The sequence below is a fragment of the Caballeronia sp. INDeC2 genome (assembly GCF_023631325.1).
GTDB lineage: Bacteria > Pseudomonadota > Gammaproteobacteria > Burkholderiales > Burkholderiaceae > Caballeronia.
The window spans coordinates 253,439-266,613 of sequence record NZ_JALQDG010000030.1; the positions used below are offsets into that span (position 1 = coordinate 253,439).

The following is a 13,175-nucleotide window of genomic DNA, read 5'->3' on the forward strand; positions in this document are numbered from 1 at the left end:
CCTCGATGTCGCCGGCGTGCCCGCGACGGAAGTGGAATTCGAGCGAAGTGTGTAACATGATGCGCAGCCCGCCATCCCCAGAAATGAGGATGGTCGCGCTCAACGTCTGCTCAATCGCGCTGGAAATCGCCGCATGGCCGCCCTTTCCGAGGAGCCACCTGTGCCGCAAGTCGAGATCACCGAAGTCGTCGACACGATCTACGCTGCCGTGCTCGACGAAGGCGCCGACTGGCTCGACTTGGGCGCGCGCCTGCGCAGCATGTTCGACGCCCAGCGCGCCACCTTCTGGCTGCCCGACGACGACGGCCGGCTCTGCAACCGTCTGATGCCGGTCGATCCGTACGAGGAAAAGTACGCATCGCACTATTACCGGCTCGATCCCTATCGCGCGGCCGCCCGCGACGTATCCATCGATCAGTCCGTACAACGACGCGGAGACGTGCGCCTCGGCCACGAGATCATTCCCGATTCGACGTACGTCCACACCGCGTTCTACGCGGATTTCGGCAGACAGAGCGCCCGGCGCTACATGATGGGCGCGCTCGTGAACGCGTCGGGCGTGCTGCCCATCGGATTGCACCGCGCCGCCGACTCGCGTCCCTTCGCCGACGAAGACAAACGCACGCTGGCGCGGCTCGTCCCGCATCTGCAGCGCGCGTTGCAGATGCGGGAGCGGCTCGCGCCCGTCGAAGCGAGCCTGGGCGCCGCGGCGCTCGATGCGTTGCCGATCGCGGTGATCGTCGTCGATAGCGGGATGCAGATGCTCCATGCGAACGCGCACGCCGTGGAACTGCTGCACGATCCGCAATCCGGGCTCGCCCTTGCGCGCCGCGGTCCGGGATTGCAAGCGAACAAGCCGAGGCTCTTCGCGCGCCATCCAGACGACGACATGCTGCTTGCGCGTCTCGTCGGCGCCGCGACGCGCGGCAGCGCGGGCGGCGGCCTGCGGATTCGCGCTCGCCAGGGCAGCCTTCCCGGCGATGCGTCGGCGCTTTCCGCGCTGGTGTGCCCGGCGCTGCGTCATTTGTCGCTGTCCGCGCTGCGGCACGCGGCAACGGGCACAATGCCCGGTGCGGCGACGGTGATCGTCCGCAATCTGACGCGCCCGGTTCCGCCGCCGGTCACATTGCTCGTCGACCTGTTCGGGCTGACGCGTTCCGAAGGCGAGGTTGCGGCGGCGCTTGCCGGTGGCGTCACGGCCGAGGACGTGGCGCGCGCGCGGGGCGTATCGCTCGATACGGTCCGCAGCCAGATCCGCACGATTCTTGGGAAGACAGGCGCATCGGGGCTGCGCGACTTCGAGCGGATCATCGCGCTCAGTTCGACGATGCATGCGCCCGCTCGCGGCAAGGCGTAAATCCCGCGCGCGCGGCACGCCGAAGCAGTTCCCCACTTCTGGGGATGTGTGCCGCGTCGGGTTCGCGCAAAGTACGGTTCGGAGAAATCGATCGCGGAGCCCTTCATGGATATTCTGAACCACAGCGCCACCGAACTTGCGCTCCTTTACCGGCGCAAGCGGCTATCGCCCGTCGAAGTGTGCCGCGCCAGCATCGTGGCGATTCATTCGTGCAATCCCGTCATCAACGCGTTCCAGCACGTCGACGAAGCGGCCTCGCTCGATCAGGCGCGCGATTCCGAAGCGCGCTGGATGACGGGCGCGCCGCTCGGTCCGCTCGACGGCGTGCCCTGCACGATCAAGGACAATCTGCTCACCGCCGGCTGGCCGACGCGCTCCGGTTCGCGCACCGTCGATCCGTCCGGTCCCTGGACCGAAGACGCGCCCGCCGTCGCGCGGCTGCGCGAATCCGGAGCGGTGCTGCTCGGCAAGACGACGATGCCCGAGTTCGCCTGGAAGGTAACCACCGACGCGCCGCTCTTCGGCGTTACGCGCAATCCGTGGAACCCTGCCGTGACGCCCGGCGGATCGAGCGGCGGCGCGGCGGCGGCGACGGCTTGCGGCATGGGCGTCCTCGCGCTCGCGACCGACGGCGGCGGCTCGATACGCGTGCCCGCGAGCCGCTGCGGGCTCGTCGGTCTCAAGCCGACGCACGGTCGCGTGTCGGACTATCCGCCGTCGCGTTTCGGCACGCATTCGAACGTCGGGCCGATCACACGCACCGTCGCCGACTGCGCCGCGATGATGAACGCGATCGCGTGGCCCGACAGCCGCGACTGGTACGCGTTGCCCTACGACGGCGACGACTTCGGCGCGGGCCTTTCCCTCGGCGCGTCGGGACTGCGCATAGGCGTGTCGCTCGATTTCGGATCGGGCTGCGCGGTGGATCGCGAAATCGCGGCGTACGTCCATCAGGCAGCGGGCGTATTCGCCGATCTCGGCGCGCACGTCGAGGCGCTCGCGTTCCCGCCCGAGTTGTATCGCGAAGGCGCGCGAGCGTACGAGGTCGCGCGTTCGGCGATGCTCGCGACCTTGCTCAGACAGATTCCGGCCGAGCGTCACGCGCTCATGGATCCCGAACTGGTTCGCGCGGCGCAGTCGTCATCCGACGATATCGACGTGGCGCGCTATGTCGACGCCGAGCACAGCCGACGTCTCTGCGGCATGCGCATCAACCGGCTCTTCGAGCGATACGACCTGCTGCTCTGCCCGACCATTCATACGCTCGCCGAGCCCGTCGGCGAACCCGCGCCGCAGCCGTGGCTCACGATGCTCTTCAACGGCTCGCGCCACCCCGCGCTGTCGATGCCGTGCGGAATGTCGGCGGCGGGGGTGCCGATCGGCGTGCAACTGATCGGCCCGCACTACGCCGAAGCCACGCTGCTGCGCGCCGCCGCCGCGTTCGAGGCCGCGCGTCCGTTCGAAGCTTTGCCGATCGGGCGGCCGCTTGCGCGCATCGAGGACGAGTGATGCAAAACATCGCGCTTGCCGCGCTTTCGAACACGCTCCGCGGTCTTCGCGACGAGATCACCGTCGCGAAACTGACGAAGCGCACGCGTCAATGCACGATCGCGACCGTGGCGACAGCCGTCGCCATCTACGTTTCGCACTGGCTCCGGCTAGAACAGATCTGGTGGCCGGCGATCTGCGCGTTCTCGCTGACGGGCCTCGAGGTCAAGGCGTCGCTGCGCCAGGGAACGCAGCAGATCGCCGGCACGCTCTGCGGGACCACGCTCGGCTGGCTGCTGTCGCAATACGTGGCCGGGGGCATCGGTCCGTTCGTGCTGTGCGTCATCGGTCTGTCGTCGGGCGGGCTGTATCTCGCCACCAGCCGCGCCGCGAGCTATATGTGGATTCTTTCGACGGTTCTGGCGATCTTCATGATCGCCTCGGTTCGCGCGCATCCGGCGACGAATCCCGCCGATCTCGTCGTCGCGCTTTCCGTGGGGGCGTTGACGGGCACCATCGCGTACTGGCTCGTTTGTCTCGCCGCCGACATGCTCGTGCGGATCTTCGGAGGGAAAACGCGCGCTGGCGATGCTGCCGCTTCGGCGCCCTCCGCTTCAACGCAAGCGACGCTTGGACGATTGCGACACACCGTCGCCGGCGCGGTGACGTTGTCGGTGCTGGCGTACCTCGCCTTTCGATATCCGCTCGAAGGCTTCGCCCAGGCGATGACGACCGCCCTCGTCACGCTACTCGTCCCGCTCGACGCCAGCGGCGCGTGGTCGCCCTATGCCGTCGCGCTGCGCATGTGTCATCGTTTGCTCGGCTGTCTCATCGGCAGCGTTTTCGTTATCGCGCTCGTGCCGCTGACGGCGGGGAACATGCACCTTTGCGTCGTCGCACTTTGCGTACTCGTCTGGCTCTCGTGTCACTTCCGTTTCGGCGATCTGAACGTGAGCTATGCGGGCACGCAGTTCGGCGCTGTCGTCATCCTCGCGTTCGTGCACGATCAGGCCTGGCTGAGCGACGATGTGCACGCCGCATACGGACGTCTTCTGGGCGTGACCGCGGGGATCGTCGTCCTGACGGTCGTGCTTGCCGTCGTGGGACGGACGTTTCGCGGGTGGCCGTTGAGCCGTTCTGAACGCGGGTTCGGAACACGCGGGGAGTGAGGGCGTCGCTGCCGGTTCTCGTTCCGTGCTGTGATCGCTTGTACGTCATCCCCCTTGAAATTTTCGCTCGAGAATCTATTTTTTATTTCGCTCAGACAGTGGCGCCGGCACTCCGGCGCGCTGCGTGTTTCGATTTGTTTGCCCGCAGCACGGCAGACGGACTGGAGCGCGTAAGCCAGTTCGTTTCCTGCTGCTTCAAAGGAGGAAATGACCATGAGCGATCTCTACTTCGGGTCCGACCTTTTGAGCGAGTTGGATCGTCTTCAACGCCAGATGGCGAACGTCTTCGGCGGTCTGCCTTCGAGCATCCGTTCGGGGCGCGCCAACGCGTTCCCGCAGATCAACATCGGCTCGACCGACGACTCCATCGAGATCGTCGCGTTCGCGCCCGGTGTCGATCCAAAGAACCTCGATGTGTCGATCGACAAGGGGCTGCTGAGCATCAGCGGCGAGCGCGGCGCGGCGCAACCCCAAGCAGCCGGCGACGATGCGCGTGCGTATGCGCAAGAGCGCTTCGCCGGTGCTTTCCGGCGCGTCATCGAACTGCCGGAGCATGCGGATCCGGACAAGGTCACGGCACGGTACGTCGATGGCTGCCTGACTGTGAGCATCGGCAAGCGGGAGGCGTCGAAGCCACGGGCCATCACTGTGCAATGAAATTTGTTGAATGAGGACAGACATCATGAGCGACACGACCGAACTCACCAGGAAAGATGACTCGGCGATGACCCGGCGTGAAGGCGACGCGTCACAACGACGGATCACGCTGACGCCGCCCGTCGACATCTTCGAGGATAGCCAGGGCGTAACTTTATGGGCCGATCTGCCCGGCGTGACGAAGGACCGGCTCGACGTGAAGGTGCACGATGGCAACCTGTTCATCGAGGCCGAAGCGGCGGTATCGACGCCCGCTGGGCTGCGCCTGCAACACGCCGAGGTCCGCCAGCCCCACTTTGCGCGGGCGTTCTCGCTGGGCGCTGATCTGGATGCGTCGAAGATCGATGCAAGCCTGAAGGACGGCGTGCTGAAGCTGACGATACCGCGACGGGATGAAGCGCGGCCGCGGCGGGTCGAGGTGCGCACGGAGTGATACGCGCTTGCCGATGGCGGCCGTGGGCCGCCATCGTTGAGTGCGGCTGCTTTGGCGGGAAGCGGCGTGGCGGCCAGTTGGGGGTCGTTAGCTCAGTCGGTAGAGCAGCGGACTTTTAATCCGTTGGTCACTGGTTCGAATCCAGTACGGCCCACCAAAAAAATAAGTGCTTATGCCGCGTAGGCGACATAAGCCCTTCTCGTTTGTGTAACTCGTGTGTAACTGCGTCAGTGATTCGGACTTCTGTGTACCTTAAGGCGATCCAACGACAACGCGACTTTTCGCCCCTTCGGGAGAGCAAGTCGATCATGTTTTCGCATCGCTCTGTACTTTCGCAATGAATTCCTCGGCTTGCGTGCGCGTGGTTCCATCCGACTCTCGACCGACCACCCGGTAAATGCGCTGCCCGTCCGCCATCACGTTGATCGCGAACACGCCGTCACCGTCCCCAAGACGTTCGGAGGTGATTCCATGCTCGGTAATTTTTTAGCTAGCTTCGGGTTCCGAAATCGTTACGCACTCTTACGCACTGTAACGCATCGGAGACAGGTGCGCTGATCGGCTCGAACTGGCGACCGCTGAATATGGTGCGTGCCGGCGGGTTTTCGGATGAAGAATTGGATGCGTTCGCCATGCGATTCGGCGGGCGGCGCGCTAACGAAAATCCCCGCGCGAAGCGGGCCGATTAACGCGCTGCCCGGAGCGACGAAAGCGCCGCCGCTCGCGGAGATTTCTGCCTAGTCGACCGAGCCGTGATCCTCGTAGGCGAGCACCCGGCTGCCGCAAGCAGTCAGATAACCGTGCAGTGCGACACCCTTGCCGTTCGTGTCGGTCAGCATGTCCGAGCCTTGGATGATTGGATTCGTGCCGTGTTCGGGGCATGTCACCAGGTCACCCATGCGGGCCACTCTGCGCCCCTTGATGTCCATCGTCTCGGAACCGGTGATGATGCGACCACGGTGAGTGGTTTCGTCGCCTACGCATGCAATTGAGGTCATGGTATCTCCTGCTATTCGTTGAAAATTCCTCATCAACGTCGAAAACCGGTGGCTGACCATGACCGTCGAATGTACCGAGGACGACACCGGTGGGTTCTTCGCTTCGCGAACTAGAGGGTTATCAGACTCGCATATAGGTTGACCTGACGATTTTCACCAACATAAGCGTGAACGTCACGACCAGTCGCATAGCAGTCGCCGAGTTGCCGAACCTCATCGATCGACTTTGGGTCTTCGGCCTCTCCATATACACCGTCAATCTCTAAGCACCATAAGTCATCGAACTTCACTAGATGCACTCCCGCGCAAATCGAGTTCGGCTGATTTCCCTTCCACCGCGCGCTGAGTTCTGCAACATCTTTCACGATGATCTTAACGGTATCCCACCTATCCCCCGGCACCGAATGATTCTTCGCATACAGGATAGCTTGCGCTGCTGGTGGCTCTCCTACTGGATAGAAGAAGCCAAACGACACAACGAGACCATCATCGAAGTTATGATAGTCGGCCAGCAATTTTTTCAGTTCTTCTTCAGTCATCTTGACCTCTATTGTCCAATAGATGTTGCCGGTTTCTGGAGTTGCCCCGGTAACTCAGGACACTCGGACACCGTTAAGTTGATGATGCCGCGGTTAGCCTTGGATGATTGGATTTGTGCCGTGTTCGGGGCATGTCACCAAGTCATCCATGCGGGCCCCCACTCTGCGCCCCTTGATGTCCATCGTGTCCCGAACCGGTGATGATGCGACCACGATGCGTGGTCTCGTCGCCGATGCATGCGATTGATGTCATTATCAAAGTTCTTACCTTTATGGTTCCTAGATTCGGCTTGCGAAGTTTCGAAGGACGTCGGCCAACTCCAACGCTTCTTCCTCGGAAAGTTCGACAGGATCGCCTTCTCTCGTCACGGCCGTAATATGAATTGACGTCTCTTGCTCGATCCATATCCGGAGTGTTCCGTCGCTCGACTCAAAATAGTCGTTCTTTTCTTGCATTGCTATTCACCTGTAGTTGGAAAATGAGGATTGCCATCGACGGGAGAAGTAACCTTCACTTTACCGGTTGGATCATATGCATGCACATGATCAACTGCAGCTTTAGGATCGTTGTAGGGCAATCCTGTCGCCTGATCGATATGGCCACGGTCCAATCTAAGCCGCTCTTTGCCCGTGCATGGACATTTCCATTTTTATGGACGCTCCCGTGGCATCTTGTTTTGCCGCGATGAGCCCCAAACAGGGCGTAGAAGAGCTTGTCTGAATTACTCCGTTTCGGAACCATCCCAGACCGAGGGTAACTGCTGCCGTTGCCTTTCGCTTCGCTTGAGCGACATACATCCGATGACTTCAAGGGTCGACACCCTCACCAAAATGATAAGTAAGTGCGTGCCAGCTCCTATTGCCAACCAACATATCTTTTCATCGTCGGGCAAATACTTCACGACTTCTATCGCTTCGACAAATCCGTGGTGCTCTCGATGCTGCGCTGAAAGCCCTTTTTCTCGGAGCCGAAGAAGCCCCAGCATTCCAATCTGAGAATATTCGTCTAGGGTACCGTCTTGATTAAAAAACTTCGCCACATCCGAATTTTCAATCGCTTGGCGGAGAATCATACGGGCGGAGCTGTTCAAATCACTTCTCTCAAGAATTGAGGAAAGGTCAATTTGGAGCGCGATTTCACGAATTTTCATGACTTGGTCACCTTGGCACCTGATCTACACCCACGGAGCAGGACTTCTTGCTCTCCATATTCATCAATTGAGAATTCCCAAGACCATCCATCGCCGGGAGCGGGGGCTCCAGTGGGGAACTCCATTATCACTCCGCCCGGACCTTCTTTATTTGCCCACCACTTCGCGATCTCTGGATCACGAGTCCATGATGTGTAAGGGCTATCTGCAGAACGACCGCCAGCGTTGTGCTCGTCCGCCGTGACGCTTCCGTTGATCTTTCCAGGAGTAGCTGTTCCCCGTTTTGCATCTTCAATTGCTGGATGTTTAGCACTTACGCCGCGGTAAAGACATTTGCTCAACCCGAGCGGATCAAGCCACTTGACGGGGTTTGCATCGGCATACTGATAGACGTTGATTCCGCCAGCCAACCCAATTAGGTCCGGCGTGGTGAACCTGCCTGCACTCGGATCGTAATACCGCATCCGATTGTAGTGCAGACCCGTTTCATCGTCCGCATACTGCCCTTGGTAGCGAATCGCGTTGTCCGTGTCTTGTGCATCCGTCTTCCCGTAGGGCGTGGGCTTTCCACCGCCCCACGCCTTATATCGCGCCAGCCATACCACCTTCCCCGACTCGTCCAGCAGTTCTTGCGGCGTGCCCAGATGGTCATTTTGATAGTGCAGAGTCGCATGGCGACTCTTTGCCGGGACCTGCACGAACCCGCCATCGGTGCCGGTCGCGAGGAACGCCGGTTCGACGAGGCGTTCATCAAGACGCGCCAGCGGCACGAACGTGCCTGGCTCGTGCAGATAGAGCGATGCACGTTGCCATTGGTGATCTGCGGCCAGCGTGTGCATGCGCTGCGCCACCGGCAACGAGTACTCGTCTTGACACTGCTGATTCTTTTAGAGGGGTGTTACTGCGTAAGCAAGGCGACTTATCTGAAAGTTGCCCGCGATAGAAAAACGCCTCGCAGCAAGGCGAGGCGTATGGAGGGTGATGATCAGACTCTCTGATCGGCGACGATGCGGTTATCCCGCCGCCCCGTGCTCAGACGGGCCGAGGTGTAACGCTCCATCGCTCGGAGGAACGGAAAGAGATCGGGCGTCTCGACGTCGGCGACGAGCACGCCGCTGCGCGGACTGCGCTTGTTACCTTCCGCGACCGGCGCGACGGTGAAACCCTGCATGCGCATGGTGTAGTTGCGCCAAGGAAACTAGAGAAAAACGAAGAATCTCCGATACTTCAACCTTACCAAAAAATCAGCACAATCTATTGATTTATATATGTTTTTATGCATCCTCGGAATGTCCGTCCGACGTACTTTTAATCCGTTGGTCACTGGTTCGAATCCAGTACGGCCCATCTCAAGCTGAGAATCTCAATGCTGCCCAATGAATGTCACCGCAGCAGCCCTCGATGAGCCATGTCAGGTACGCGCGATGCTCTGTCCATCTGCGTTCAAAGAACGGAAGCGAGCCTCGCCGGCAGGCTCATCACTTCCGCACGCCCGACTGCCCAGGAGTACACCATGAAATCTTCCAGCAGCATCAAGGTATGGCTGATCATCGCAATGACCGCATTCAGTTGTCTCACGGCGGGCTGCAACCGCAATCGCACCACCGTCACCACAGGCGACACGGCCAGCGACACCGCTGCCGCCGGCCCAGCGTCCGGCGCATCCGGTCCGGCCGCGGCGAGCTTCCCGGCTACGGCGGCCAGCGACGCACCCTCAGGCGCCAGTCAGTAACGCTAAAGACGCTGCCGAAGCATCGATTTCCCTAGCGCGATGCACGCTCACACAACAACGCCCCGAGCGCAAACCCCGCACCAAGCGCGATATAGGTCATCCCCAACGAGCGCTTCGACAAATGCGCCTCGAAGCCCGGCGTAAAGCGCTTGGGCACGACGTGATAATCGACGACGTACGCCACGAGCGCAGTCGTCGCGGCCGCGCTCGCAATGCCGGATGCCCCCGATCGACGATATCGCCGTTCGCGCAGCGCCTCGAACAGCACGCCCCAAAAGACCGCACTGCCCATATGAATCGCCGCACCGAGGCCGGTGTATTTCGCGCTCGGACGCTCCCGCCACGATGCGTCGCGCCACAGACAATGCGTGACTGCGTTGATCGCCGCGTATGGTCCGCGCCCTTTATGCATCGCGCCGGCGGATGCGACCGCTGCCGACGCCAGCCCCGCAACGGAGCCGGAGCCTATCGCGCGGATGATCGCTTCATTGATGTGCATTCGCATGCCTCGCCTCCATGGATGGCTCTGACTCGTCGATGACGCCATCGACTCGCCGGTTCAAAACTTCGATGCGCGATGCACTTTGGCCTCGCGCAGGTAGCGCCCCGCCGCCGCCACCAACATCGCGCCCGCAATCCCGATGAGCGCCGCGCGCGGGCCTGCGGGCAGCGTATGCGCATCGGTGTATAAGCTGCGTTCGCGCACGCGTCCATGCCGCCCCGAGCGTTCGCGCATGCCCATGTTGCCGTGATAGAGCGCGTCGCCTTCGCGCCGTGGCTCGCCGGTGAGTTGCGCCTTCACGCCGAGCTTGCTCAAGATCGCGTCATAGAGACGCGGCGCCGAACGTCCGAACCACGCCATGCCGCGCGATGCGCCGCCGGCATAGATATCGCGTGCCGGATGCGCCGCGGCATGCAGAATCGCTCGCGCGACGACCTCGGGCGCATAAACGGGCTGCGGCAACTTGGGCTGCTCATCGAGATAATTTTTCGCGTGCTCGACGAACAACGTGTCGATGCCGGCGGGCTTGACGAGCGTCACCGACACGGGCGCGCCTTCGTCGGCAAGTTCGAGTCGTAGCGCGTCGGTATAGCCCTTCACTGCATGCTTCGACGCCACATACGCGCCTTGCAGCGGCACGGCGACATCCGACAATTCGCTACCCAGATTGACGATCGCCCCGCCCTTTTCCCGCAGATGTCGAACGGCGATCAGCGATCCGTTCACGACGCCCCAGAAGTTGGTCTCGAAGAGCTTGCGCTGCTCGTCGAGCGGCACGTCGATGCAATGTCCATAGATCGACGCACCCGCGTTGCGAGCATCAGCCGGGCACCTTGTGCAGCGGCGAGGCGCGCCGTGACGAGCCCTATTCCGCTCGTCGCTCCCGTAATGACGATGACCTGTTCGTTGAGTGGCTTGAGTTTGATTCGCATGGCGCACCGGCTTTCAGTTGAGGGTTGCATGACGTCAGCATGGCGTGTGCCCTCTAGGTGCCTTCTTTCGCCGCACGCGTCGAGGTGGGCATATCCATTGCGCACACGTACGACGCAACTCCATCCGATACAAAGGAACCGACGATGCAAAACGAACCATCCGATCCCGTCGAACGCGCGGACGAACGCCGCAAGACGCTCGGCGAAGGCGATGTGAAGGAGAAAGCCGACGGCACCATCGAGCAGCGTGAGCACGGCAACATGGACGCGAGCCTCGTGCCGAAGGGCAAGGAACATCCCGACGAGGGTCCGTACACGCCTGAGCACGACCACATCGATCCCGATGTCGAACCTACGAGTAGCAGCGGCAGACCGCGCAAGTCGGACAACGAAGCCTAGACGCAAGCCGCGCCACGCCCAATCTCTGGAGCTTCCGATGCCCGTCCGCAGCGACCCTACGCAAACCACCCAGCCGCCGCTCGTCGAACCCGAAGCGAACACGCCGCCTGAAAGCGGGCGACGCTCGTTTCTCTTACGTGGAAGCGCGGGTATCGCCGTAGCGCTCACGGCGGCTTCGGCCGGCAACGCGTGGGCAGCGGGCCCCACCGGCGCCGACGCCAACCAAGTGAAGCTCCCGCTGATTCAAGACCCGAACACCGAGCAGAAGGAAGAGACGCCGGACGCCAACCTGCCGCCCGACGATCGCGTGGGCTATGCGATCGTCGGACTCGGGCGTCTGTCGCTCGATCAGATTCTGCCCGCGCTCGCGCAGTGCAAATACTCCAGGGTCTCCGCGCTGGTTTCGGGCGATCGCACGAAGGCGCTGCGCATCGCGCGTCAATACGGCGTGCCGGAGACCGACGTTCACGACTATCAGAGCTTCGAGCGTCTCGCCGACAATCCGCGCGTGCAGGTCGTCTACATCGTCTTGCCCAACGGCATGCACAAGGAATTCACGCTGCGCGCCGCGAAGATCGGCAAACATGTGCTCTGCGAAAAGCCGATGGCGAATAGCGTCGCCGACTGTCAGGCGATGGTCGATGCGATGAAGCGCGCGAACCGCAAGCTCATGATCGCGTATCGCAGCCAGTACGAGCCGATGGATCGCATGATCGCGAAGATGGTGAAGGACAAGCAACTCGGGCCGCTGACCGAGTTCATCGCGGGTAATTCACAGAACGTCGGCGACCCGTCGCAATGGCGCTTGAAGAAGGCGCTGGCGGGCGGCGGCGCAATGCCCGACATCGGGCTTTACTGCCTCAATGCGGCGCGCTTTTTGTCGGGAGAGGAGCCGCAGGAAGTGATCGCGACGGTGCACCGGCCGCAGTCCGATCCGCGCTTCGGCGAAGTGGAGGCATCCGTGCACTTCATCCTGAGGTTTCCGAGCGGACTGACGGCCACGTGCATGTCGAGCTATGCAAGTCACGAGTCGCGCTTCTTCCGGCTTCAGGGCGCGCAGGGCTGGGTGGAGATGGACCCTGCGTTCGGCTACAACGGCTTGCGCATGCGGCACGGCACACTGATGGACGGCAAGAGCGCGACCACTGAATTGCAGATCGATCCGCAGAATCAGTTCGCGCGCGAGATCGATCACATGTCGGTGTGCGTGAAGGATGACATCGTGCCGCATACGCCGGGTGAGGAAGGCTTGCAGGACCAGCGCATCATCGAGGCGATCTATGAATCCGCGCGCACCGGGCGCGCTATCAAGCTCGCTCAGCCTGCAACGCCGACACGCGGCCCCGATCCGCAGATGGAAGCGTTTTAACCGGCAACGCCCTTCATACAACCTATTGACCCGTTTTTGCAGGATCGGCCTGACGCTCCATCGGTGCGGGGGTGCGTCCGGACATGCGCGATGCATCGTCTCTGCTCACATCGCCCGGAACGCGATTCCAGGGACTCGACACGGGTTCGCTGTGATAGGTCATCCCCGATGTGGCCGCGCCATGGGAACCGCCGCTGCCGTTGCCGCCATTTCCATTGCCGCCCGCCCAGGCGGCGGACGAAATGATGAGGCTCGCGGCAGCAACCGTAAGCGTTAGCGAAGTCTTGCGTAATGTAGTCATCGACGTTCTCCCATTGGTTTCTTGTGGATATACGTCCGGACACGCCATACGGATGCACGAACGAACGTTTGCATACGTTTCCAATCATCTTCGTGTCCGAAGTCGTTCGTTTGACGCTCCGGGGACATGTGAATAGACTTCGCGTTCG

16 protein-coding genes, 1 tRNA gene and 1 pseudogene are annotated in these 13,175 nt (G+C 61.8%); 8 read left to right on the plus strand and 10 right to left on the minus strand.

Annotated features, from left to right (window positions below):
- The first annotated feature begins 133 nt into the window (after positions 1-133).
- The 6 genes from NCS28_RS19670 to NCS28_RS19695 all read left to right on the plus strand — a co-directional run bounded on the left by NCS28_RS19670 (position 134) and on the right by NCS28_RS19695 (position 5,261).
- Positions 134-1,357, plus strand: coding sequence for a helix-turn-helix transcriptional regulator (locus NCS28_RS19670; RefSeq protein ID WP_250515430.1), 1,224 nt, complete (start codon positions 134-136; stop codon positions 1,355-1,357).
- 105 nt (positions 1,358-1,462) lie between these two features.
- Positions 1,463-2,866, plus strand: coding sequence for an amidase (locus NCS28_RS19675; RefSeq protein WP_250515431.1), 1,404 nt, complete (start codon positions 1,463-1,465; stop codon positions 2,864-2,866).
- Positions 2,866-4,014 (plus strand): FUSC family protein, encoded by a 1,149-nt coding sequence (locus NCS28_RS19680; RefSeq protein WP_250515432.1) that lies wholly within the window; start codon positions 2,866-2,868, stop codon positions 4,012-4,014. The genes NCS28_RS19675 and NCS28_RS19680 overlap by 1 nt, the downstream gene beginning before the upstream one ends.
- Before the next feature lie 213 nt (positions 4,015-4,227).
- Positions 4,228-4,671 carry an Hsp20/alpha crystallin family protein gene (locus NCS28_RS19685; RefSeq protein ID WP_250515433.1) on the plus strand — a complete coding sequence of 148 codons (444 nt, stop codon included), beginning with the start codon at positions 4,228-4,230 and terminating at the stop codon, positions 4,669-4,671.
- Between the two features lie 25 nt (positions 4,672-4,696).
- Positions 4,697-5,104 (plus strand): Hsp20/alpha crystallin family protein, encoded by a 408-nt coding sequence (locus tag NCS28_RS19690; RefSeq protein ID WP_250515434.1) that lies wholly within the window; start codon positions 4,697-4,699, stop codon positions 5,102-5,104.
- Positions 5,105-5,185: 81 nt separating this feature from the next.
- Positions 5,186-5,261, plus strand: a tRNA-Lys gene (locus NCS28_RS19695).
- A 149-nt stretch (positions 5,262-5,410) separates the two neighbouring features.
- Here the strand turns inward: NCS28_RS19695 and NCS28_RS33220 are convergent.
- From NCS28_RS33220 to NCS28_RS19735, 9 genes and pseudogenes are all read right to left on the minus strand, one after another.
- Positions 5,411-5,539, minus strand: a complete 129-nt coding sequence (locus NCS28_RS33220; RefSeq protein WP_284505210.1) for a hypothetical protein — start codon at positions 5,537-5,539, stop codon at positions 5,411-5,413.
- A gap of 302 nt (positions 5,540-5,841) precedes the next feature.
- Complete coding sequence (locus NCS28_RS19700; RefSeq protein WP_250515435.1) at positions 5,842-6,102, minus strand: PAAR domain-containing protein; 261 nt, start codon at positions 6,100-6,102, stop codon at positions 5,842-5,844.
- 110 nt (positions 6,103-6,212) lie between these two features.
- Positions 6,213-6,641, minus strand: coding sequence for a hypothetical protein (locus NCS28_RS19705; RefSeq protein ID WP_250515436.1), 429 nt, complete (start codon positions 6,639-6,641; stop codon positions 6,213-6,215).
- Between the two features lie 722 nt (positions 6,642-7,363).
- Positions 7,364-7,792, minus strand: a complete 429-nt coding sequence (locus NCS28_RS19710) for a hypothetical protein (protein ID WP_250515437.1) — start codon at positions 7,790-7,792, stop codon at positions 7,364-7,366.
- On the minus strand, positions 7,789-8,631 hold the full coding sequence (locus NCS28_RS19715) for an RHS repeat-associated core domain-containing protein (protein ID WP_250515438.1): 843 nt from the start codon (positions 8,629-8,631) through the stop codon (positions 7,789-7,791). Before NCS28_RS19715 ends, NCS28_RS19710 begins: the two co-directional genes overlap by 4 nt.
- A gap of 146 nt (positions 8,632-8,777) precedes the next feature.
- The gene (locus NCS28_RS19720; RefSeq protein WP_250515439.1) at positions 8,778-8,969 is read right to left on the minus strand and encodes a hypothetical protein; all 192 of its coding nucleotides are present in this window, start codon (positions 8,967-8,969) and stop codon (positions 8,778-8,780) included.
- A gap of 266 nt (positions 8,970-9,235) precedes the next feature.
- Positions 9,236-9,427, minus strand: a complete 192-nt coding sequence (locus tag NCS28_RS19725) for a hypothetical protein (protein WP_250515440.1) — start codon at positions 9,425-9,427, stop codon at positions 9,236-9,238.
- 128 nt (positions 9,428-9,555) lie between these two features.
- The gene (locus NCS28_RS19730) at positions 9,556-10,029 is read right to left on the minus strand and encodes a hypothetical protein (protein ID WP_250515441.1); all 474 of its coding nucleotides are present in this window, start codon (positions 10,027-10,029) and stop codon (positions 9,556-9,558) included.
- Positions 10,030-10,083: 54 nt separating this feature from the next.
- A pseudogene (locus NCS28_RS19735) lies at positions 10,084-10,958 on the minus strand (SDR family NAD(P)-dependent oxidoreductase).
- A 144-nt stretch (positions 10,959-11,102) separates the two neighbouring features.
- Between NCS28_RS19735 and NCS28_RS19740 the strand changes: the two are divergent.
- Positions 11,103-11,357 (plus strand): hypothetical protein, encoded by a 255-nt coding sequence (locus tag NCS28_RS19740; RefSeq protein ID WP_250515442.1) that lies wholly within the window; start codon positions 11,103-11,105, stop codon positions 11,355-11,357.
- Positions 11,358-11,394: 37 nt separating this feature from the next.
- Positions 11,395-12,726, plus strand: a complete 1,332-nt coding sequence (locus NCS28_RS19745) for a Gfo/Idh/MocA family protein (protein ID WP_250515443.1) — start codon at positions 11,395-11,397, stop codon at positions 12,724-12,726.
- A gap of 22 nt (positions 12,727-12,748) precedes the next feature.
- On the opposite strand, the gene NCS28_RS19750 is transcribed toward NCS28_RS19745, so the two are convergent.
- Entirely contained in the window at positions 12,749-13,027 is a 279-nt protein-coding gene (locus NCS28_RS19750; protein WP_250515444.1) for a hypothetical protein, read from the minus strand.
- Positions 13,028-13,175: the final 148 nt, after the last annotated feature.

Excerpts from the sequence above, each read along its gene's own strand:
- NCS28_RS19680 (WP_250515432.1), top strand. The coding sequence starts at position 2,866 with ATGCAAAACATCGCGCTTGCCGCGCTTTCGAACACGCTCCGCGGTCTT.
- NCS28_RS19715 (WP_250515438.1), bottom strand. The coding sequence starts at position 8,631 with ATGCACACGCTGGCCGCAGATCACCAATGGCAACGTGCATCGCTCTAT.
- NCS28_RS19745 (WP_250515443.1), top strand. The coding sequence starts at position 11,395 with ATGCCCGTCCGCAGCGACCCTACGCAAACCACCCAGCCGCCGCTCGTC.
- NCS28_RS19685 (WP_250515433.1), top strand. The coding sequence starts at position 4,228 with ATGAGCGATCTCTACTTCGGGTCCGACCTTTTGAGCGAGTTGGATCGT.
- NCS28_RS19740 (WP_250515442.1), top strand. The coding sequence starts at position 11,103 with ATGCAAAACGAACCATCCGATCCCGTCGAACGCGCGGACGAACGCCGC.
- NCS28_RS19730 (WP_250515441.1), bottom strand. The coding sequence starts at position 10,029 with ATGCGAATGCACATCAATGAAGCGATCATCCGCGCGATAGGCTCCGGC.
- NCS28_RS19710 (WP_250515437.1), bottom strand. The coding sequence starts at position 7,792 with ATGAAAATTCGTGAAATCGCGCTCCAAATTGACCTTTCCTCAATTCTT.
- NCS28_RS19700 (WP_250515435.1), bottom strand. The coding sequence starts at position 6,102 with ATGACCTCAATTGCATGCGTAGGCGACGAAACCACTCACCGTGGTCGC.
- NCS28_RS19670 (WP_250515430.1), top strand. The coding sequence starts at position 134 with ATGGCCGCCCTTTCCGAGGAGCCACCTGTGCCGCAAGTCGAGATCACC.
- NCS28_RS19720 (WP_250515439.1), bottom strand. The coding sequence starts at position 8,969 with ATGCGCATGCAGGGTTTCACCGTCGCGCCGGTCGCGGAAGGTAACAAG.
- NCS28_RS19705 (WP_250515436.1), bottom strand. The coding sequence starts at position 6,641 with ATGACTGAAGAAGAACTGAAAAAATTGCTGGCCGACTATCATAACTTC.
- NCS28_RS19690 (WP_250515434.1), top strand. The coding sequence starts at position 4,697 with ATGAGCGACACGACCGAACTCACCAGGAAAGATGACTCGGCGATGACC.
- NCS28_RS19750 (WP_250515444.1), bottom strand. The coding sequence starts at position 13,027 with ATGACTACATTACGCAAGACTTCGCTAACGCTTACGGTTGCTGCCGCG.
- NCS28_RS19675 (WP_250515431.1), top strand. The coding sequence starts at position 1,463 with ATGGATATTCTGAACCACAGCGCCACCGAACTTGCGCTCCTTTACCGG.